This is a genomic window from Ruegeria sp. P10, assembly GCF_056534925.1.
Genome location: NZ_JBQERJ010000012.1, coordinates 93,807 through 114,905 on the forward strand (window position 1 = coordinate 93,807; position 21,099 = coordinate 114,905).

The window sequence follows — 21,099 nt, forward strand, 5'->3', positions numbered from 1 at the left end:
TTAGCTTTGTTTCATCAAAGCAAAAGAGGTTCTGATGCCCGAGATCACCGGATACCACGCCCATGTCTATTTCGACGCCGATACGCAGCACACGGCGCAACAGGTCTGCGAAGAGGCCGCCCGTCTGTTCCCCGTCCGGATGGGGCGCATGCATAGCCGCAATGTTGGCCCCCACCCGCGCTGGAGCTGCCAGTTGAGCTTTGCCGCTGATGCCTTCGATCAGGTCACTCCGTGGTTGATGCTGAACCGGCGAGGTCTTACCGTTTTCACCCACCCGGAAACCGGCGACCATCTGGCCGATCACCGCGATCGCGCGATTTGGATGGGTGAAATGCTGGATCTGGACCTGTCGATCTTTGACACGCTTCAGCCCAGCGCCCGCGCCTGATCCCGCAGAACGAATTTCTGCACCTTGCCGGTTGAAGTCTTCGGCAGGGTGCCAAACACCACGGTCTTGGGCGCTTTGAAATGGGCCATGTTGTCCCGGCAAAAGGCAATCAGCTCCGCCTCGGTCGCGGTTGTACCAGGCTTCAGCTCGACAAAGGCACAGGGGGTTTCGCCCCATTTCTCGTCTGGCCGGGCCACAACCGCCGCTTCCATTACTGCCGGGTGTTTGTAGAGAATGCCCTCGACCTCGACGGAGGAAATGTTCTCGCCGCCTGAAATGATAATGTCCTTGGACCGATCTTTGAGCGCGATATAGCCATCCGGATGCATGACGCCCAAATCGCCGGATGCAAACCAGCCGCCCTTGAAGGCCCCATCGGTGGCATCAGGGTTCTTGAGATACCCTTTCATCACCACGTTGCCCTGCATAAAGATCTCGCCCATGGTTTCGCCATCCGCGGGCACGGGCTCCATCGTTTCGGGATCGGCCACCATCAGGCCAGACAGTGCCGTATACCGCACGCCCTGCCGTACTTTCAGGGCAGCACGGTCTTCGGGTCCCTTGTCGTTCCATTCATCCTTCCAGGCACAAACGACCGAGGGCCCGTAAGTCTCGGTCAGGCCATAAACGTGCGTGACTTCGACCCCCATCGCCTCCATCGCTTCGATCACGGCGGCCGGCGGCGGAGCACCAGCGGTCATCACCTTAATCTGATGGTCAAAGTCTTTCAGTTCATGCGGCGCGTGGGCCAGCATGTTCAAAACGATAGGAGCACCGCAGAAATGGGTGACCTTCTCGTCGCGGAATGCCGCATAGATCGGCTCGGCACGCACGGCGCGCAGACAGACGGACACGCCCGCATTGGCGGCCATGGCCCAGGGGAAGCACCAGCCGTTGCAGTGAAACATCGGCAAGGTCCACAGATAGATCGAATGCTTGGGCATGTCCCAGTCCAGCAAATCCGATTGTGCATTCAGGGTGGCGCCGCGGTGGTGATAAACCACGCCCTTGGGATTGCCCGTTGTGCCGGACGTATAGTTCAGGGTGATCGCGTCCCATTCGTCCTCGGGCAGTGACCAATCAAATTCCAGGTCGCCCCCTGATATCAGGGCGTCATAGGTCAGGCTGCCAAGCCTTTCACCGCCTTCAAAGCTGGGATCCTCGATGTCAATTACCAGAATATCATGATCAACCTGCTCCAGCGCCTCCTTCACGACGCCGGAAAACTCGGGGTCAACCAACAACGCCTTGGTTTCGGCGTGGTTCAGGATGAAAGCGACTATCGAAGCATCCAGACGCGTGTTGATGGCATTCAAAACGGCGCCCGCCATGGGCACACCAAAATGCGCTTCGTACATCTCGGGGATGTTTGCGGCGATAATTGATACGGTATCTCCCTTTCCGATACCCCGCGCATTCAGGGCCCCCGCCAGCCGGCGGCACCGGGCATAGGTTTCAGCCCAGGTATACCGCCGCTCACCATAAACGACCGACGGGTAATCGGGATAAACCTGCGCCGTGCGCTCAATGAAGGAGAGGGGCGACAAGGGTGTGTAATTCGCCCGGCATTTGTCCAAATGACGCTCATAGATATTGGTCGCTGCCAACTGCTGATCCTCCCTGCACTCGGTTTGCGCGACTTGAGCATAAACTTGGTGCTCTGACAAATCCGTAGTATTACGGTCCCCTTATTGACTGGCAATACGGGATGGTGCGATCTGGCCCTACTTAGATCCGGCCATTCGCGGTGATCTGAAGTATCTTAAACATATGCCGGGGCACGCCATCTCCGCACCCCGTGCACCGCACCTCACTGAAAGGACTTGTCATGGACGGCACGTTCAACGAAAACGATCTTTCCCGCGTGGTCGAAGCCGACCGCGCCCATATCTGGCACCATCTGATTCAGCATAAACCCTTTGAAACCAATGATCCCCGCATCATTGTCGAAGGCAAAGGCATGCGCGTCTGGGACCAGAAAGGCAAAGAGCATCTGGATGCGGTTTCCGGCGGCGTCTGGACTGTGAACGTCGGCTATGGCCGCGAATCGATTTGCAAGGCCGTTTACGACCAGCTGATGAAACTGTGCTATTTCGCCAATACCGCAGGCTCGATCCCCGGCTCCATCTTCGCGGAAAAACTGATCGACAAGATGCCCGGCATGAGCCGCGTGTATTACACCAATTCGGGCTCTGAAGCGAACGAGAAGGCGTTCAAGATGGTGCGCCAGATCGCGCACAAGAAGTACGGCGGCAAGAAGACCAAGATTCTGTATCGCGACCGCGACTATCACGGTTCGACTCTGGCAACCATGTCGGCAGGCGGTCAGGACGAGCGCACCGCTCAATACGGACCTTTTGCACCTGATTTCGTCCGCGTGCCGCACTGCATGGAATACCGCAAGCACGAGCTGGATGGCGCACCGGAAGAGAACTTCGGCGAATGGGCCGCAGATCAGATCGAACAGGTCATCCTGCGCGAAGGTCCCGACACCGTTGGCGCGCTGTGCCTTGAGCCAGTGACCGCAGGTGGCGGCGTGATCGAAGCGCCCGAAGGATACTGGCAGCGCGTGCAGGAGATCTGCAAGAAATACGACGTGCTGCTGCATATCGACGAGGTTGTCTGCGGCGTGGGCCGCACCGGCACATGGTTCGGTTATCAGCAATACGGCATCAAGCCGGATTTCGTGACCATGGCCAAAGGCGTCGCCTCGGGCTATGCCGCGATTGCCTGCATGGTCACCACCGAGGAAGTCTTTGACATGTTCAAGGATGATGCTTCGGACCCGATGAGCTATTTCCGCGACATCTCGACCTTTGGTGGCTGCACTGCCGGTCCGGCGGCTGCGATCGAAAACATGCGCATCATCGAGGATGAAAACCTGCTGGGCAATTGCGCGGCCATGGGTGACCGCATGATGGGCAACCTTCAGGCGCTGATGGAAAAGCACAAGGTTATTGGCGACGTGCGCGGCAAGGGCCTGTTCCTGGGTGCCGAGCTGGTCGCAGACCGTGGTTCTAAAGAGCCGGTGGACGAGAAACTGGCGCAGGCGGTTGTGGCCGACTGTATGAACCAGGGCGTGATCATCGGCGTCACCAACCGCTCGATCCCAAGCCGCAACAACACGCTATGCTTCTCGCCCGCCCTGATCGCCACGGCGGATGACATCGACCAGATCACCGACGCGGTCGATGGCGCGCTGGGGCGTGTGTTCGGATAAGTTACCTTAACGGAACCTATGAAAACCGGCGCTAAAATGCGCCGGTTTTTTCGCTCGCATGGCATCTACGCGGACTTTCCTGCCATTCCTCTAATTTCTCAGACTTCTGAGAATTCGTTGATAGAACGCGCCGTTTGCATCTTCAGCGGTAGGTTCGTTGATCAATTCCCAATCCAAATCCAGTGGTCCAGCCGGAACTAGTTGCCGCGCGATCTCGGCTGGTGTGGTTTCATCGCTGGTTCCGCTCTCCCAATCGTGAAAAGCCGATGAGTATCGAACGACCGCCCCGCTGGTGGGCAAATCGAGCGAACCTCCCTCGGCAAAAAACGTCAACCCGTCACCCATTTCTTCCCCTATGAGCTTGAGCCTAGGTCCCAATCGATGTTTGAGGATGGCGACAAAAACTATCGCAGCCGAAAACGTGAATTTATCGACAAGCACAACAACCTGCCTGCTTGCGTTTTCAGAGATGGCGTCGATCAAGGGCATCGTTTTAAGAAAGTCGCCACCGGTGTTTCCACGAATATCAATCAAGAGCGTTTTTTCCGAGCAAACGCGTACTTGTTCTGCTGCACCTGAGATGGCTTTCGGCAGCGCACCTTCTCCTGAATCGAGAAAACTGGGCAACAGTATCGAAAGCCCAAGTCCCCGCCAGCCCTTAGTCTCCACAAGTCTCTCGGGTGTCCAAGCCGGATCGGCCCGGCCATGCTCGTTTCTCGGGTAGAGCGTTGATGCAGGAACCGTATGACTGTTTTCCACTTTGAATTCGGATATCTGACCGTTCTCGTCTTGCACGCGATACTCGGTCGTTTCGTCTTTTGAGGAAAAACCGAGACGAGCCAAAGCATAGGGCCACACCAGTATAATCGATCCGATTACCCGTTTCCTTTGGCGCGTTCCTGCCAGAAATGTTCCTGAAGCGGCTTCGATTCGGCTTAATGGTGTACCGTTGACTGCAACCAGCTTTCCTCTGGGCGCAGTTGTTTCTGGTGCCTTACCAACTAACTGGATGGCAGTTCCGATGCTCACGAATCTCAGCGGGAGCACCGAGATGGCATCATTCGGAATCAGCCGTGTGTGCCCGTTGTCGGGAAGTGCCAGTAGGCGCATTGTTGAAAACAGAAAGGCCTCTTTTAGACCTTCTGAAGCGTATCTTCGGGCATCACTAATGCAACTGTCTATCGCCGTCTGTTCGATCCGCCGAAAGCTGGGATCACGTGGCAAGGCAGTTTCTAAAACTTGCTCAAAGTCTTGTACCAGCGACATAGTTTAAGGTGCGCACGACTGCCGGACGATGTCCAGAGTGTGCTTAACACCGACGTCCAATCCATGGAAAACAAAAAAGCCGCCCCAAATGGGACGGCCTTTCTTTCACTGTCTCTCGAAAGAGGATCAGGCAGCCAGAGCGGCCTGAGCTTTGGCGACGATCGCGCCGAACGCTTCCGGTTCGTGCACGGCCAAATCAGCCAGAACTTTGCGGTCCACTTCGATACCGGCCAGGTTCAGGCCATTGATGAAGCGGGAATATGTCAGTGCTTCGTCATGCGAACGGACAGCAGCATTGATACGCTGGATCCACAGCGCGCGGAAGTTGCGCTTGCGGTTCTTACGGTCGCGGGTTGCATACTGGTTCGCCTTGTCGACGGCCTGACGGGCAACCTTGAAGGTGCTCTTGCGGCGGCCATAGTAACCTTTGGCGGCCTTGATGACCTTCTTGTGACGGGCGTGAGTTACGGTTCCACCTTTAACGCGGGACATCTCTTAATCTCCTCTTAGCGGTCGTAGGGCATGTAGCCCTTGACGATCTTGGCGTCGGGGGCGGACAGGGTGGTGTTGCCACGGGCGTCGCGGATGAATTTCTTGGTCCGCTTGATCATGCCGTGCCGTTTGCCGGCCTGGCCAGCAAGGACCTTACCGGTCGCAGTCACCTTGAAGCGCTTTTTGGCGCTCGACTTGGTCTTCATCTTAGGCATTTCCGTCTCCTTTTTCGGGTTCGGTTCCAGACGCGACTCGGCATGCCATCTCGGCCGGTCACGCGATCAGAAGCGCCGTTTACGCAAGTTCGGTCATACTGGCAAGGGGGTTTGGATCAGATTCTGCGCTTTTTGCCGGCTGATCGGGCACTGGGGCGACAAAGGCCGCCCCAGTGATTGGGTTTAGTGTTCGAATTTCCGGATTTCACCGGTTTTCAGGCGCTCGGAATACGAAGCCAGCTCCTGACGCACCACTTTCATCAGGAAGTAGAGCGCAAAGACGTTGACCACCGCCATCGCAAAGATCGCCGCATCCGAGAAGTCGATGACCGGGCCAAGGTTGGCTGCGGCACCGATGACGACGAAGATGCAGAAGATGATCTTGAACACCAGCTCTTTGGTGTGACCCTCACCAAACAGGTAGGTCCAGGCCTTGAGGCCATAGTAGGACCAGCTGATCATGGTCGAGAAGGCAAACAGGATCACCGCAACCGCCAGGATATACGGGAAGAAACCGAACGCGCTGCCGAAGGCGGCAGAAGTCAGGCTGACACCCGAGTTGCCGTCAACAGTGGCAATCGCCGTGCCGGCCTCATTCAGCATGTAGTTTCCGGTTTCCGGATCGATGATCAATTGCTGGGTGATGATGATGACCAGAGCGGTCATTGTGCAGATCACCACTGTGTCGATGAACGGTTCCAGCAAGGAAACGAAGCCTTCCGTGATCGGTTCCTTGGTCCGAACAGCCGAGTGCGCAATCGCTGCCGAGCCAACACCCGCTTCGTTCGAAAACGCCGCACGTTTGAAGCCCTGGATCAACGCCCCGACCATGCCGCCTGCAACACCCAGACCGGTGAAGGCGCCGGCGAAGATCTGACCAAAGGCCCAGCCGATCATATCCGCATTCATCAAGATGATGACCAGAGCGGTCAGAACGTAGAGAACGCCCATGAACGGCACCACCTTCTCGGTCACCCGTGCGATAGACTTCAAGCCGCCGACGATGACCATGAAAACAACCGCTGCGAAGACCAGCCCGGTAATCCAGCCCGGATAGTCACCCACGATTCCCGCGATCTGCTGATGCGCCTGATTGGCCTGGAACATGTTGCCCCCACCCAGCGCGCCAAGGATACAGAAGATCGAGAACAAAACCGCAAGGATCTTGCCGCCCGGCAAGCCCAGTTCGTTGAACCCTTTGGACATATAGTACATCGGGCCACCCGAAACGGTGCCATCTTCGTACTCGTTGCGGTATTTCACGCCCAGCGTACATTCGGTGAATTTCGACGCCATCCCCAGAAGACCGGCCAGGATCATCCAGAAGGTTGCGCCCGGTCCGCCGATGCCGACGGCGACGGCAACACCCGCGATATTCCCCAGACCGACTGTTCCGGACAGCGCCGTGGCCAGAGCCTGAAAATGGCTGACCTCGCCTGCATCATTGGGGTCGGAATAGTCACCTTTGACAAGACTGATTGCGTGGCCAAAAAACCGCATCTGCACAAAAGCAAAATACAGCGTGAAGACCGTCGCAGCGATCACCAGCCACATCACGATCCATGGGAAGCTGGTCCCGGGGAATGGCGCGAAGATGAAGCTGACGAATGGACCGGTCAGATCAGCGAATGTCTGATTGATTTTTTCATCAAGCCCCGGAGCATCTTGCGCAAAGGCAGGGCTGGCGACAATGGCGGCTGCCATCGAGGCGCCGAGTTGTTTGAGCATTCTCATTTTGTCCCTCCCTTCAGTTCACAACCGTGACCGGAACATCGGCATGCATCACAAGGTTCTGGGTCGAGCTGCCGAAGATACGTTTCTTGATCCCGTCCGCCGAAGACCGGCCGACAACGATCTGCGAGCCGCCCATTTCCATTGTAATGGCGTTCAAGGTCTCGGCCACGTCGCCGTGGCGAACAACACCGTGCGCTTCAAAACCAGCCTCTCTGAGGGCCTCAACGGCAGGTGTCACGATACGTGACGTCGCCAGATCAACCTCTTCTTCCCGTCGCTTGTGACGCTGTGCGTTTTCTTCCGGTGTCTGAAAGGTGTAAGGGGACCATTCGATCACATAAGCGACCACCAGTTCACACGACCCGATCAACTTTGCCAAATCCTTGGCAAAGGCAATCACGCGCTCACCGGTCTCTGTCCCGTCGAGTCCTATGACAATCTTTGTTGTCATGTCGTTCCTCCATTATTTTTCATTTGGCCGAGGCCCGTGCCCCCGGCAGGGCAGCCGGAACTTGGAACTTTCAATAAGACCACCCTTTGGTAAGTATCAGGAATTTTCACTAGGAATTGGGGATTTTTTTGGTCTATATTCAGTGGAAATTGTCGTTTTGCACTAAAATAACAGGAAGTTTTACTGATTAGTAGAGAATTGGACAATATCGATCAACGCATCCTGCACGAGCTTGAGGCCAATGGCCGGCTCTCAATAGTTGAGCTTGCGGCGCGCGTAAACCTTACGAATACGCCCTGTTCCGAACGTGTGAAACGGCTGGAAAAGAACGGCTATATCAAGGGCTATAGCGCCATCGTCGACAAAGAGAGAATGGGCCTGGCCCTTCTGACCGTCGTACAGGTGTCGTTGACCGCAACGGCCGAGCAATCCCTGGAAAAATTCAACGAGGCCGTACGCGATGTGCCGGAAATCGAAAGCTGCCTGATGGTGGCAGGGTCGTTCGATTATCTTTTGACTGTCCGCACCCGCGATATCGCGCATTTCCGGATGATACTGGGCGAGAAAATCAACAAGCTGCCCGGGATTCACCAAACCAGCTCATTCACGGTCATGGAGGCCGTGAAAGAGCCGGTTGGTCAACGGGTGTCCGGGCTTTGATACCCGTTCTGGTTATTCGGGATCCGTGCTGTAGATCAGTCGCTCGTCACAAGGTGCCACGCGCAGAATGTTGGTGGTACCCGGTACGTTGAACGGCACCCCGGCGGTGACAACGATCTGGTCAGTTTCAGTTGCAAAGCCCCCTGCCCTTGCGGCGCGCGCTGCGTTTACAACCGCGCTTTTGAACCGTTCAAGCTCGGGCGTCATGACGCAGTTGCAACCCCAGCTCAGGCAGAGTCTGCGCGCCGTTCCCATCAGCGACGTCATCGCGATAATCGGAACACCGGGACGTTCGCGCGCGGTCAATGCGGCTGTCGTGCCACTTTGCGTAAAGCAGCAGATCGCTTTGATATCGGTTTTCTCGGCTATTTCACGCGCGGCGGCAACGATCCCGTCCGCAACGGTGGTTCCCTTGGCGGTACGCGAGGCTGCGATGATCTGCGTATACGTCGGGTCGGCTTCGACTTCGATGGCAACCTTGTTCATCGTCTGCACCGCTTCGATCGGATAGGCACCGGCAGCCGATTCCGCGCTGAGCATGATGGCATCAGTGCCTTCGTAGATCGCCGTCGCAACGTCCGACACTTCGGCACGGGTCGGCATCGGGCTTTCGATCATGCTTTCCAGCATCTGTGTGGCGACGATGACGGGCTTGGCTGCCCCACGGCATTTACGGACCAGTCGTTTCTGGATCGGAGGCACGGCAGACACGGGCAGTTCCACACCCAGGTCGCCGCGTGCCACCATGATCCCGTCCGACGCATCAAGGATGTCGTCAAACGCCTCAACTGCCGCAGGCTTTTCAATCTTGGACAGGATCGCTGCGCGACCATCCGCAAGCGCGCGAGCCTCGAAAACGTCCTTGGCGCGCTGCACGAAGCTCAGCGCCAACCAGTCCACACCCAGTTGGCAGACAAACTCCAGATCCTCTCGGTCCTTGGCCGACAAAGCCGCCAGCGGCAGCACCACATCAGGAACGTTGACACCCTTGCGGTTCGAGATCGTGCCACCCACCTCGACCGTGCAATTTGCAAAATCCTGCCCACAGTCCTGAACGATCAGTCGGATCTTGCCGTCATTCACCAGCAGGCGCGCGCCCGGCTCAAGCGCCGCAAAAATCTCGGGATGCGGCAGGCAGACACGTTTGGTGTCGCCCGCAGCAGGGTCGAGGTCGAGCCGGAAGGACGCACCTTCTTCCAGCTCCTCTGCTTCATTGGCAAAGACACCAACGCGCAGCTTGGGCCCCTGAAGGTCGGCCAGAATGGCAATCGGGCTGTCCAGATCCTTTTCCACCTGCCGAATGATCTTGTGCCGTTCGCGGATCTCATCATGGCTGCCATGGCTCATGTTCAGACGAAAGACATCCGCGCCAGCCTCGTGCAGGGCACGAATTGTGTCATAGTCATTTGACGCTGGCCCCAGCGTCGCCACGATTTTCACATTTCTCAGGCGTCGCATTGGCATAGACCTCCTTACGTCATCTCAAGTTTGCAGATCAGATTTCGCGAAATGTTACCGCAAACATCATTTCGATGCTTATTGCGCAATTCCCTTTCCAAAGCAACTGCCCTACATCTGCGGCAAACAAGATGACAGGCTCATGACATACACTCCATTTTTCGTCCACGGTGCGGATCGCCCGTCTCGCTGGCTGATTACATGCGACCATGCAACCAACACTGTTCCCCCAGACGTAAATGGTGGCGACCTCGGCCTGCCGCGCGAGGATATGGAACGCCACATCGCCTATGATGTGGGCGCGTATGAGGTGTCTAAACACTTGGGCGAGATCCTGAACGCACCGGTGATTGCCGCCAACTTCTCGCGGTTGGTCATCGACCCTAACCGGGGTGAAAACGATCCCACGCTGTTGATGAAGCTCTATGACGGGTCAATCATCCCCGGAAATCGCCATGCAGATGATGACGAACGCGAGCGTCGCCTGAATATGTGCTACCGCCCTTACCACGAGGCACTGGCACAAATGGCGGCCCTGCCCCATGCTGTGATTGTTTCGATGCATTCCTTTACGCGCCAGCTGCGCGGTCGTGAGCCCCGCCCATGGCACATTGGCGTGCTGCACACCTCGGACGAGCGGTTCTCTGGCCCGCTGATCGAAAGGCTTCAGGCCGAGGAAGATCTGTGCGTTGGCGTCAACGAGCCGTATACCGGAGTTCTGCCGGGGGATGCGATCGACAAACACTGTACCGCGTTCGGACGCCCCAACGCACTGATCGAGCTGCGCAACGACTTGATCGCAGACCATACGGGTCAAAGGGAATGGGCCGAGCGGTTGGCGGTAATCCTGCAGGACGCATTGGAAGCCAGCGACCTTTGACCGCAAGTCCTGCGCATGCTTTTCCGCGCATCACGCTGTTGTGAGCACGGCCTTCATTTCCCATATCAACGGGGAAAGGGGGTCATCATGACACAAGAGTTTTTGACGATGTTTTTTGGTTGGATGGCCGTGCTCAATATCGCGGTGCTTCTGTTTACCACCCTGATGGTTCTGCTTTTGCAGGATTGGATTGCCGGCATTCACGGCAGGATGTTTCGGATGGAACGCCCGGATGTGAAACGCGCCTATTTCAGGTATCTTGCGAACTACAAAATCCTGACGCTGGTTTTCTGCATCGTGCCGTGGCTGGCTTTGAAACTGATGTGAAAAGGCGCTTCGGCACGTCCGTTTCTTGTAACGGGTCCACTGGATTGTTAGGTCAGAAGCAACTCAATCGCCATCCGGAGCCAGATCATGGACAAGCAAACCGAAATTGAACTTCAGGCTGCCGCATTTCGCCGGTTGCAAAAGCACCTGATGGAAGACCGCACGGACGTTCAGAACATCGACATGATGAACCTCGCCGGGTTTTGTCGCAACTGCCTGTCGCGCTGGTATCAGGAAGCGGCAAACGAAAAGGGAATCGAACTGGGCAAGGATGAAGCCCGCGAGATTTTCTACGGCATGACGATGGATGAATGGAAATCGAAATATCAAACCGAGGCCAGCCCCGAGAAACAGGCCGCCTTCAAGGTTGCGTTCGAAGAAAACGTCGGCACGAAAGACTGACAGCTCAGAGCTCATGCTCTGAAACCTGATTTGCCGGCCTTTTGTGATTAGAGTATTCCGCGACGAATCCCTCGTTGGAGCGGGATCGGAAGCGATGAAAGCAGCGAGATTTACGGACGCACAGAAGGCGTTTGTTTTGACGCAGGTCGAAGAAGGCAAGACGGTTGCCGAAGTGTGCTGAGAAGCTGGGATCAGCTCGGCAATCTACTTCAAATGGAAGAAGAAGTATGCGGGGATGTTGCCATCCGACATGCGGCGGTTGCGAAAGCTTGAAGGCGAGAACGGCCGTCTGAAACGCATCGTGGCCGAACTGACGCTGGATCGGGAGATGTTGCAGGACGTCATCAAGCGAAAGCTCTGAGGCCGGATCGGAAGCGCGAGCTTATCGACGGTGTTCGGGAAGACTGGCGAGTGTCTGTCAAACGCACCTGCAAGGTGTTGCGGTTCGACAGATCGACCTGCCAGTATGTTTCCCGGCGCACCGATCCGGCCGTCCTGAATCGGCGTATCAAGGAGATCTGCGAGACCCGTGTTCGCTATGGATACAGGCGTGTGCACTATGTGTTGCGCCCGGAGGGTTGGGCAGCCAACGTCAAGAAAGTCCACAGGATTTACCACGCAATGAGGCTGCAATTACGGAACAAATCACCAAAACGGCGGGTGAAAGCCAAGCTGAAAGAGGATCGTTCGGATGCCGCGAGGCCCAATGATGTGTGGGTCATGCCTTGCCCGATAGGCGATTGCGCAAGTGCAATCTGCCGAAAGGGACTTCGTTCATGATCAGCTTGCGACTGGCCGCAAGCTACGTATTCTGACCGTGGTCGATACGTTCTCGCGCGTCTCACCCGCCATTGCCCCAAGGTTCAGCTAAAAAGGGCGAAAACGTTGTTGTAACGCTGGATCGAGTGTGTCGGCAGATCGGATTCCCAGCGACGATACGGGGGGACAACGGCAGCGATTTCATCTCTCGGGACTTTTGGATCTATGGGCCTACCACAACGGCGTTACGCTCGACTTCTCCCGCCCTGGCAAACCGACCGACAATGCTTTCATCGAAGCGTTCAACTCAAAGTTCAGGGCAGAATGCCTGAACACGCATTGGTTCCTGTCGCTGGCAGATGCTTGCGAAAAGATGGAGGAATGGCGTAGATACGACAACGAAGAAAGACCGCACAGCACCATCGGGAACATCCCACCGGCAATGCTGGCAAACCCACATGGCGATACCAGCCCGCCATGCTGAGACAAGGTGGAAGACTCTATGCCCAAGTGGCAGAAGGTTGGGTATCAGAGCAACTTACAGAACGAGCGATGAGTTGCACGAACTTCTGAGTTGAACGAACTGCTGAATCGGGTTGTTGTTTCATACGACCATGGAGCCAAGAACCGCATCCTGGACATGCAGGGCGCTTTGATCACTATGCCCAAAAAAGCAAAACCCGCTGATGAGGCGGGCCTTGATTCCGACGACTGTTCGCTAAAGTTGGTTGCGGGAGTAGGATTTGAACCTACGACCTTCAGGTTATGAGCCTCACGGGCACTGTTTGCTGATATTTGTTAAAGCTGTTTCTTTATTTACTTATCAGTATGTTGCCACTTTTTCCGATTGCTTCATGTATTCTCAACATTGTTCAAATTTGCTCCCTGATGTAGCACCAGTGTAGCACCGTCAACTTTTTGGTAGCACCAAGACAATTCAAGGATACACCGTGGCCAGTCACCGTTTGAACTTCACCAAAGCCGCCCTTTTGAAAGCACCCGCCGCGAAGAAAGGTTCGAGGGACTACTACTATGACGAACGGGAAGCGGGGTTGATACTGGCAGTGACAGCGGCAGGATCAAAGAGCTTCTACTTGTACAAACGGATTGAAGGGCGTCCAGAACGGCTACTTCTGGGCAAGTTTCCAGACATGACTGTGGAACAAGCCCGCAAGGCAGCAGCAAAGGCCAAGGGTGGCATTGCGTCTGGGGCTAACCCTCAAAAAGAGAAAAAGGCCGTGCGTGATGAAATGACCTTTGGAGCGCTCTTTGCCGAATACATGGACAAGTACTCCAAAGTTCACAAGAAATCATGGAAGTATGACGAGCGGGAAGTAAACAAATATCTGTCGCATTGGTTCCGCAGAAAGATATCCAGCATTGATCGGGCCGAGGTAGAAAGGCTTCATGCGAAGATCGGCAAGGACAACGGCTTGTATCAAGCCAATCGTTTGCTTGAACGTATTCGCTCCATCTTCAACAAGGCGATTGAATGGGGATGGAAGGGCGTGAACCCCGCTGTCGGCATCAAAAAGTTTCGGGAACAAAGCCGCGACAGATTCTTGCAGCCTGACGAGTTGCCCCGGTTCTTCGAGGCACTGGCAAATGAACCCAACGAAGTCGCACGGGACTTCTTCATGATTTCCCTTCTCACAGGTGCGCGGAAGTCCAATACGCTGGCGATGATGTGGAAGGATATCAGTTTTCAATCGGCGACATGGCGGATTGAGGAAACCAAGAACGCCGACCCACTGACTGTTCACCTTCCCCAGCAGGCAATTGAACTGCTGATCGAACGGAAATTGAAGTCAGACAGCCCCTATGTGTTCGAAGGCTCAGGCAAGAGCGGCCATCTTGCGGACCCCAAGAAGGCGTGGAACCGGATTCTAGAAGAAGCTGGAATCGACAACCTGCGCATTCATGACTTGCGCCGTACCTTGGGCAGCTATCAAGCGGCAACCGGGGCCAATGGATACATCATTGGGAAGTCACTTGGGCATCGGTCGCAGCAATCTACCGCAATCTATGCACGACTGAACCTTGATCCGGTCCGGGAGAGTGTGGACAAGGCGACCGAGTTGATGTTTTCAAGAGCAACCTAGCGTGGGAATGAGCCCATAGCTGCCCTTCACGATGCCATGTATTTTATGAAATTGGGATGCTTGCAAAGTAGATGATATGTCGAAAACCTCGCAGAAAATCTCATAAAGCGGTCACTCAAAGTACCGCGAGTGGAGGCGCTAAGCACCTAAGTCTTCCCTAAATTAGCTCTTCTGGAATTCCTTCCCCTCTTCACAGTGGGCATTGTAATAGTCGATCAATTGGTCTTGGAACCTCATGAGAACCGCCATGTCGTGCTGCATCTCAGGGATTCTCGCTATTTGGTCACATTCCGGAATGAGGTGTTCTGCCAGACTGAGTGCCATCAGCTTTTCGGTGTGGCGATCAGAATCCGCCATTTCGCGCATTTTGTCGTACAGTTCCACGATTTTCTTGTCCTTCAACTTCGCCATCTTAAGGACGAAATAGAAGAATTTTTGATTGGAAACTTTGAGCTCTATGGCAACAGCCAGCTTAATATCATTTGCACGATTTCCCGCACCAGAAAACAATCCAAACATCTAACTTCTCGCACCATTTCAAATTGATAGCACCGAACATCATATTGATACTTTCGTCAAGTCGCTGTTTTCTGACATGGATCGGTCGTTCAGGAAGCTGAATTGGTCCCAAAGCACATCTCGCGTTGCTGATCCTGATGCTAAGTGGAGCGCTAGTCCGGATTGCATGTGCCATTCCAAATTCACCGTCAACACTGTCAGCCTTGTCAGCCTCTGGCGTTTTGCTTGGTTTTCCTGAACAAGCGGCATTATGGAACAGGCTGACAACACCCTACCCGACAGTGAACCAGCATCGACCGTGCCTTGGCAGCGCCTCATGGCGGGCCACGGTTTCTTATCGGAACTTCACCGCCTATATGATGCCCGGTTCATGCTCGAACTTGAGATGCTGGTTGGCCCAAAGGCCAATGTTGACGAACTGCGCAAAGGGGTTGAGGCAGCGGCGCGAGCCTACGTCCGCGAGCGCCGCAAAATGCGCCGACGCAAACCGGGGGCAATAGAATACCGCCGCCTGTCCGCATTGTCTGCCAAGCTTGAGCCGGTTTTAGTGGACCTTGCCCGTGTGCAGGCTTCACCAAACTGTTCCGGGAAACTGGCCGACGCGCTGGAAACGCAAGCCCGATCAGCCGACCCAAGCGCCGCCGGAATTGCAAACCTGATCGACGGCGCATTTGGCCCGGGCGATCCTGTTGGCCATATCGCGGCGTTTCTGGAACTGTTGCATAAGGCGACCGCAGAAACGGTTGCTTTGGGCGAGCATGACACCCCAAGCAGCTATCATGAGGCCGATCTGGATCGTTGGTCTCGCAGGCCGAAGAAAACCGAAAGCCAGCCGATTGCGGCGTTAGCCCGCGCCTTCCGCCCCTATTGGGAGCGCAATGCCATGCGCCCCTTTAATGCGGGCCGCTACGATCCGGCCACAAAGCAAAACAAAGCAACCGCAGTAGATGCGATTCATTTGATCGGCCAAAAACTTGATCCGGACCTGACGCGCGCGCGTGTGGTCACGGTAATGCGGGTGATGTAGTCATATTTTCGCCACATTATGTGGCATTTAACCGGCATGTTTTCTTACGTAGGAAGTAGTTTTTCTTTCCTGCTTCACGCGTTTCGACCTGCCCAATCGCTCTCTAGGTTTCTCTTCATCGATCAAAATTGATGGAGGTTATCATGATCGCAAAACAGGCAGACACCCTGCTCAAACCCGAGCAAGTCGCGGAACGCCTCGGCGTGTCCACAACCACCCTTGCTACGTGGCGCTGCACCAAGCGCTACCCGCTGGCCTATGTCAAAGTTGGCCGCTTGGTCCGCTATCGCATGGGAGATGTAGAAGCGTTCGAGATCGCGCGTCTTCAGGAGGTGGTTGCGAATGACTGGTAATTGGAAGCCTATCGAATTCGCGGCCATTGCTGAACTGGCCCGGATCAATCTGCAAACTCTACTGGCCGAATGGTTGCCAGATGGCCGGATCATTGGGCGCGAATGGGTGGCGCTGAACCCCACCCGCGCAGATCGGTCGCGGGGTTCGTTTCGGATCAATCTCGACAGCGGACTGTGGGCAGACTTCGCGACGGATGACAAAGGCGGGGATGCCATCAGCCTCTTTGCCTATCTGAACGGGGTGCAGCAAGGTCAGGCCGCACGTGCGCTGGCCCAGCGTCTGGGGGTGCAGGCATGAGCGCGCTACCCGACCTTCGCCACCCGACAGCCGGTGTCGCTGATACCCAGCATGTTTATCGCAGCAGAACGGGTGCGCCTGTGCTCGTCGCCAATCGCTATGAGGGCAACGGCAAGGGCAAGTTCTTTCTGCCCTACGACGTGACCAAGGGCGCATGGAAAGCACCCCAGTTGCGCCCGGTCTATCATCTGGACCGGATCGCCCAGGCGAACCCGGATCAGCCGGTGATCTGGGTTGAAGGGGAGAAGTGTACCGATGTTCTGACAGGCTTGGGGTATCTGGCCTCTACCAGCTTTGGAGGCAGCAAGGCGCTGGCAAAAACTGACCTGTCACCGTTGGCAGGCCGTACTGTCATTATCTGGCCTGACCATGATGAGCCGGGACAGAGCTATGCCGCCAAGTTGGCCGAAGAGCTCGTTACATTACATAGGGCGACACCTCTGATCCTGCCGATCAGTGACGCACTGATTCAAGCGCATGATTCATCAGATCTGATCCCTAAACCAATACATAGGGGCTGGGACGTGGCCGATGCCATTGCCGCAGGTTGGGGGCTAGGCGAGATTGACGCCCTGATAAACAGCGTTGCGTGTGATTTGCCGGATGCAACTGCCGCCTACCTTACAAGTATGGTTCCGCCTGCCGCTAATGATCCGCATCCCCCTATGTATCATAAGGAAAACCCTGACCCATATACGTTACCTATACATAGGGATGAACCTGCACCTATACGTAACGATGACAATGCGGCGCTGGTGGATGGGCTTGAGCTTTGGAACACGCCACAGGGTGAGCCCTATGTAACGTTACGGGCCAAGGGTCACTTTGAGCACTGGCCTGTAGGTTCCGCGACCTTCCGCAACTATCTGGCCTATGCCCATTACAAGGCCGAGGGCAAAGCCCCCTCCAATGCCGCGCTAGATGACAAGCGCCGGATGCTGGAAGGGGTGGCCCGGTTCGAAGGCGAGACCTACCCCGTATCCAGCCGCATCGCCTCCATCGGGCGCACGGTCTATCTCGATCTTGGCGACACCGACTGGCAGGCTGTGGCGATCACCTCCGAGGGCTGGCAGGTGGTCAGCCACCCGCCCGCACGGTTTCGGCGCTCACCAGCCATGCAGGCGCTTCCAGTACCGGAACGGCATGAGAATGGCATCGACTTGTTGCGCGATTTTCTGAACGTGGACAGCGAAGATGATTTCCGCATGTTGGTGGCATGGGTTCTGGGGTGTTTCCACCCCAAAGGCCCCTACCCTATCCTGACTCTGTCAGGCGAACAGGGCAGCGCCAAAAGCACCACTGCACAAACGCTGCGCGACCTGATCGACCCGGCCCAGCCCAGCACCCGCAGCACGCCCAATTCCGAGCAGGATTTGGTGATTGCCGCGATGCACAATCATGTTCTGAGCTTTGACAATCTCTCTACCATCCGCCCGATGATGGCGGACGCCTTCTGCCGGATTGCTACGGGTGGCGGCTTTGGCACCCGTAAGCTGCACACCGACAGCGACGAAGTGCTGTTCAACGCCACCCGGCCTTGCCTGCTGAACGGTATTCCCGATCTGGCCGCACGACCTGATCTGGCGGATCGCGCCATTGGCGTTCATCTGCCGGTGATCCCACCCGGCAGGCGCAAAACCTTGGGCGCGTTCAACCGCGACTTTGCCAAGGCCAAGCCCTACATTCTGGGCGCGCTGTTGGACGCGGTATCCCGCGCATTGGGTCAAATTGACTCTGTAAGCCTCTCAGAAGCCCCTAGGATGGCGGACTTTGCTAAATGGGTCGTTGCTGCCGAAGACTCCCTTGGGTGGACTCAGGGCGCGTTTCTGGACTCCTACGCGGCCAATCGCGCCCGCAGCGACCAAGCCGCCGTTGACGCCAACCCGGTCGCGCTGGCAATCCTGTCGCTGATGGATGGGCGTCAGCGTTGGGGCGGCACTGCAACCGAGTTGAAGCAAACCTTGCGGGATCGCTTTCCTGCGCTGACAGAGGACAGCCAGAGCTTTCCCCGGTCCGAGGCGCGGTTTGGGGCAGCGCTACGTCGGGTTCAGCCCGTGTTGCGGCGTCAGGGGGTTAACATCGCGTTCAGTCGGGAAGGCAAAGCCGGGATGCGGGTGATAGAATTGAGCAGTCGGTGAAAGTTCGTACAACAATTTTTTGGCTAACGCGCTCGATCCCTTGGGTCGGGCGCCTTTTTGTTGCTCCACCTATTGCGTTTGTCTGGTTCGACTTTCGTCTGCTACGCGGACGAAGCTGCCGTTTGCTGCGGCGCAGAGCTCCGGAATCAATTGAAGGATTGCTCAGCAGGCGGAGCTGACGAACAGAGTTATCTTTCGCTGTCGGGCCTAAAAGCGCGGACCCTCATCGCCCATCTCAGGGCAAAAGCCTTCTTCCACTACAGGATCGATACATAACTTGCGGCGGACGCTCTATTTATAAAAAATGCCAAAAGAAGAAAATACAGCAATACGGGAAAAACAATTATAGCCTTCCTTATCATAGATTTTAGGGCGCTATTTTTGTTTGGGCTAAAAGTTTCGACCTTGGTGTCACTTAAAGGTGGGAGTAGATCCCTTTTGCTTTGCTTAATCATAGTCAACTCGTGAAAAACTGACTAATCTTTTTCAAACCCCACATTAACCGAAGATTAACGCTCAAATTATTTCAGTTTTAGCGTTTTTTTTGACCGCTTTTGGAGACAAAAGCTCCAAGCCAATTACTATTGTCAACAGTATTAATGCTTCCCCAGCGATTCTTTTGGGAGTAGTGGCTAAGCTGTTAATGTTAAATTAAAAATATCCACTCCGAAATGTCGGATAGTTGCCACATTCTGGCCTCGTTTTGACAACACTCTTAAGTGTGGAATTTGCGCGTCGCCACTAATCTGTATTTCGCTAAGTAAAAAGGATTTCTTACGTGTTGAACTTCCTTAAAGTGAGTGTCTCCGCACTCGTGCTGTCTGCATTTGTAGTCGCGCCAATCGTGACCGTTTTCACCACCGATTACGCATATGCAAAAAATGGTAACGGAAAAGGTGGGGGCAACGGCGGCGGAAAAGGGGATAACGGAGGTGGCAATGGTGGCGGAAAGGGCGGCAACAGCGGTGAAAAAGGTGCCAAAAAGGGATGGGGTTCCGACAAAACGCTAAACGGGACAAGAACGAAGTCTGCCAGCAAAAGTCATAAATCAAAGAGCGGCAGTCGTTTGGGTCGGGCTGTGAAGGAAGACTTTCAGGCCTTGGGTCGTAACCTGAAGCAAAACGGTGTCAAAGGTCTATTCAAAGGGAACAAGGCACGGACCACCACAACGCGAACAAGTAAAGCGAGTGTCGCGCAATCCCCGAGACCACCAAGCAGAAAAGCAAAACTCCTTGATGATGGCACGCTTGCCCCGCGTAACCTCGGCAAACTAAATGGTGCCATTAACTCCAGTGTAAATGCAAAACTCGCGCATATCGCGAACGGACAGTATGCGAAAGGTACAGGGCCGGTGAGCCTGGCCGCTGGCCTTGCCGTAGCCGACGCAAATTTCAATCATGTCATGGGTGAAGATTACGACTTGAGCCCTGAAGAAGTGAAGGAAATTGCTGCGGCGTATGACTATTTGGACACGGCTCCGATGACGCTGGAGGAAGCTGAACAGGTTCTTGCCGATGAGGCGGCCACCCCCGGTACGATTGCGCCCGAAGACTTGGAAACCGCACAAGCGGTGAAAAATGCGCACGACGTAACAACAGATGAGGACGGAAATAAGATAGGGCAGCCGACCGACGATCAGTTGGCGGCTGCGGAGGCGGTGCATGACGCGGAAGCCAGCCTGTTGGGGCACTACAAAGGCGACTTTTCTGACGACACAATCATCGCGGAGGAACAGCAAGACCGCGTCCTTGGCGCCGTCCGCGCCTCCAATCCCGATGAAGAATCGGTAAAAGCCACGCTTGGCACTTCGGACGACGGAAGCCTTTATGCCGACGGCCAGGAGGACGATGATGTTGATGGAGAAGCGGAGGGAGCAGATCAAACCCCGGATGAAGAGCCGGAAGACGAATTTGCAAGCAACGGATAAATGTAATGTAAGAGGCCTCAGAGCGGGAATTTAGATGCCTTCTTTGATATTGCCAGCCTCCAGTTGGATTGAACCCGATTTATGCATTAGGTGCCACTATCGCTACTAAGTGGACAACCTAAAACACAACTTCCGCGAAACAACCATGTTCGCTTTGGGCTCTGAGCCGACATTCGCGGTTTTGGCTGACGGTGCTGACAGTGCAGACGGAAACTGCGGGTTAGTTTTCATGATGGGGTAAGATTCGGCTTCAGGAAGCGTCAGAATGAGAACGCTTTGATAGCTGATCTTTGCTGTGTAGCGTAGCACCGGTGTAGCACCGTGGTGAGATGCCCTAAACGCAAAAAGCGCCCCTTGGGGCGCTAAATGTTTGATATCTGACTGGTATTTTTTTGGTTGCGGGAGTAGGATTTGAACCTACGACCTTCAGGTTATGAGCCTGACGAGCTACCGGGCTGCTCCATCCCGCGACAGTTTTTGTGA

At 55.4% G+C, this 21,099-nt stretch carries 20 protein-coding genes, 1 tRNA gene and 1 pseudogene; 13 read left to right on the plus strand and 9 right to left on the minus strand.

What is annotated here, in order from left to right; genetic code table 11:
• Positions 1-34 precede the first annotated feature (34 nt).
• Complete coding sequence (locus ACR0FB_RS18475; protein WP_152457005.1) at positions 35-388, plus strand: DOPA 4,5-dioxygenase family protein; 354 nt, start codon at positions 35-37, stop codon at positions 386-388.
• Here the strand turns inward: ACR0FB_RS18475 and ACR0FB_RS18480 are convergent.
• Positions 367-1,995 carry an acyl-CoA synthetase gene (locus ACR0FB_RS18480; RefSeq protein ID WP_480621576.1) on the minus strand — a complete coding sequence of 543 codons (1,629 nt, stop codon included), beginning with the start codon at positions 1,993-1,995 and terminating at the stop codon, positions 367-369. The two genes, ACR0FB_RS18475 and ACR0FB_RS18480, sit on opposite strands and share 22 nt — an antisense overlap.
• A gap of 221 nt (positions 1,996-2,216) precedes the next feature.
• Between ACR0FB_RS18480 and ACR0FB_RS18485 the strand changes: the two genes are divergently transcribed.
• Positions 2,217-3,608 carry an aminotransferase family protein gene (locus tag ACR0FB_RS18485; RefSeq protein ID WP_171637665.1) on the plus strand — a complete coding sequence of 464 codons (1,392 nt, stop codon included), beginning with the start codon at positions 2,217-2,219 and terminating at the stop codon, positions 3,606-3,608.
• 90 nt (positions 3,609-3,698) lie between these two features.
• Here the strand turns inward: ACR0FB_RS18485 and ACR0FB_RS18490 are convergent, their stop codons facing one another.
• From ACR0FB_RS18490 to ACR0FB_RS18510, 5 genes are all read right to left on the minus strand, one after another.
• Positions 3,699-4,874 (minus strand): S41 family peptidase, encoded by a 1,176-nt coding sequence (locus ACR0FB_RS18490; protein WP_480621577.1) that lies wholly within the window; start codon positions 4,872-4,874, stop codon positions 3,699-3,701.
• Positions 4,875-5,000: 126 nt separating this feature from the next.
• Complete coding sequence (gene rplT, locus ACR0FB_RS18495) at positions 5,001-5,366, minus strand: 50S ribosomal protein L20 (protein WP_008756009.1); 366 nt, start codon at positions 5,364-5,366, stop codon at positions 5,001-5,003.
• Between the two features lie 14 nt (positions 5,367-5,380).
• Positions 5,381-5,581 carry a 50S ribosomal protein L35 gene (gene rpmI / locus ACR0FB_RS18500; protein ID WP_010443552.1) on the minus strand — a complete coding sequence of 67 codons (201 nt, stop codon included), beginning with the start codon at positions 5,579-5,581 and terminating at the stop codon, positions 5,381-5,383.
• A gap of 183 nt (positions 5,582-5,764) precedes the next feature.
• A complete protein-coding gene (locus ACR0FB_RS18505; protein ID WP_171724813.1) occupies positions 5,765-7,315 on the minus strand; it encodes an alanine/glycine:cation symporter family protein in 1,551 nt (516 codons plus the stop codon).
• A 13-nt stretch (positions 7,316-7,328) separates the two neighbouring features.
• The gene (locus ACR0FB_RS18510; RefSeq protein ID WP_171724812.1) at positions 7,329-7,766 is read right to left on the minus strand and encodes a universal stress protein; all 438 of its coding nucleotides are present in this window, start codon (positions 7,764-7,766) and stop codon (positions 7,329-7,331) included.
• A 198-nt stretch (positions 7,767-7,964) separates the two neighbouring features.
• On the opposite strand from ACR0FB_RS18510, the gene ACR0FB_RS18515 reads away from it, so the two are divergent.
• Positions 7,965-8,426 carry an Lrp/AsnC family transcriptional regulator gene (locus ACR0FB_RS18515; protein WP_245218193.1) on the plus strand — a complete coding sequence of 154 codons (462 nt, stop codon included), beginning with the start codon at positions 7,965-7,967 and terminating at the stop codon, positions 8,424-8,426.
• A gap of 12 nt (positions 8,427-8,438) precedes the next feature.
• Here ACR0FB_RS18515 and pyk read toward each other — a convergent pair whose 3' ends face one another.
• Positions 8,439-9,884 (minus strand): pyruvate kinase, encoded by a 1,446-nt coding sequence (gene pyk / locus ACR0FB_RS18520; protein WP_171637669.1) that lies wholly within the window; start codon positions 9,882-9,884, stop codon positions 8,439-8,441.
• A gap of 142 nt (positions 9,885-10,026) precedes the next feature.
• Between pyk and ACR0FB_RS18525 the strand changes: the two genes are divergently transcribed.
• The 5 genes and pseudogenes from ACR0FB_RS18525 to ACR0FB_RS18545 all read left to right on the plus strand — a co-directional run bounded on the left by ACR0FB_RS18525 (position 10,027) and on the right by ACR0FB_RS18545 (position 14,354).
• On the plus strand, positions 10,027-10,764 hold the full coding sequence (locus ACR0FB_RS18525) for an N-formylglutamate amidohydrolase (RefSeq protein ID WP_480621578.1): 738 nt from the start codon (positions 10,027-10,029) through the stop codon (positions 10,762-10,764).
• Between the two features lie 87 nt (positions 10,765-10,851).
• Positions 10,852-11,091 carry a DUF6868 family protein gene (locus ACR0FB_RS18530; RefSeq protein WP_171637671.1) on the plus strand — a complete coding sequence of 80 codons (240 nt, stop codon included), beginning with the start codon at positions 10,852-10,854 and terminating at the stop codon, positions 11,089-11,091.
• Positions 11,092-11,178: 87 nt separating this feature from the next.
• Positions 11,179-11,493 carry a DUF1244 domain-containing protein gene (locus ACR0FB_RS18535; protein WP_152456994.1) on the plus strand — a complete coding sequence of 105 codons (315 nt, stop codon included), beginning with the start codon at positions 11,179-11,181 and terminating at the stop codon, positions 11,491-11,493.
• A gap of 94 nt (positions 11,494-11,587) precedes the next feature.
• A pseudogene (locus ACR0FB_RS18540) lies at positions 11,588-12,736 on the plus strand (IS3 family transposase).
• 481 nt (positions 12,737-13,217) lie between these two features.
• The gene (locus ACR0FB_RS18545; RefSeq protein WP_216600226.1) at positions 13,218-14,354 is read left to right on the plus strand and encodes a tyrosine-type recombinase/integrase; all 1,137 of its coding nucleotides are present in this window, start codon (positions 13,218-13,220) and stop codon (positions 14,352-14,354) included.
• 162 nt (positions 14,355-14,516) lie between these two features.
• On the opposite strand, the gene ACR0FB_RS18550 is transcribed toward ACR0FB_RS18545, so the two are convergent.
• On the minus strand, positions 14,517-14,873 hold the full coding sequence (locus ACR0FB_RS18550; protein ID WP_171724788.1) for a hypothetical protein: 357 nt from the start codon (positions 14,871-14,873) through the stop codon (positions 14,517-14,519).
• 370 nt (positions 14,874-15,243) lie between these two features.
• On the opposite strand from ACR0FB_RS18550, the gene ACR0FB_RS18555 reads away from it, so the two are divergent.
• The 5 genes from ACR0FB_RS18555 to ACR0FB_RS18575 all read left to right on the plus strand — a co-directional run bounded on the left by ACR0FB_RS18555 (position 15,244) and on the right by ACR0FB_RS18575 (position 20,616).
• Positions 15,244-15,900: a hypothetical protein gene (locus ACR0FB_RS18555; RefSeq protein ID WP_480621579.1), complete on the plus strand. Its 657-nt coding sequence runs from the start codon at positions 15,244-15,246 to the stop codon at positions 15,898-15,900.
• 143 nt (positions 15,901-16,043) lie between these two features.
• Positions 16,044-16,253 (plus strand): helix-turn-helix transcriptional regulator, encoded by a 210-nt coding sequence (locus ACR0FB_RS18560; RefSeq protein ID WP_257600069.1) that lies wholly within the window; start codon positions 16,044-16,046, stop codon positions 16,251-16,253.
• Positions 16,243-16,551, plus strand: a complete 309-nt coding sequence (locus ACR0FB_RS18565) for a hypothetical protein (protein WP_425080321.1) — start codon at positions 16,243-16,245, stop codon at positions 16,549-16,551. The genes ACR0FB_RS18560 and ACR0FB_RS18565 overlap by 11 nt, the downstream gene beginning before the upstream one ends.
• Complete coding sequence (locus ACR0FB_RS18570) at positions 16,548-18,689, plus strand: hypothetical protein (RefSeq protein ID WP_480621580.1); 2,142 nt, start codon at positions 16,548-16,550, stop codon at positions 18,687-18,689. Before ACR0FB_RS18565 ends, ACR0FB_RS18570 begins: the two co-directional genes overlap by 4 nt.
• A gap of 778 nt (positions 18,690-19,467) precedes the next feature.
• Complete coding sequence (locus ACR0FB_RS18575; RefSeq protein WP_480621581.1) at positions 19,468-20,616, plus strand: hypothetical protein; 1,149 nt, start codon at positions 19,468-19,470, stop codon at positions 20,614-20,616.
• A gap of 393 nt (positions 20,617-21,009) precedes the next feature.
• On the opposite strand, the gene ACR0FB_RS18580 is transcribed toward ACR0FB_RS18575, so the two are convergent.
• Positions 21,010-21,086 (minus strand) — tRNA-Met (locus ACR0FB_RS18580).
• Between the last annotated feature and the right edge of the window lie 13 nt (positions 21,087-21,099).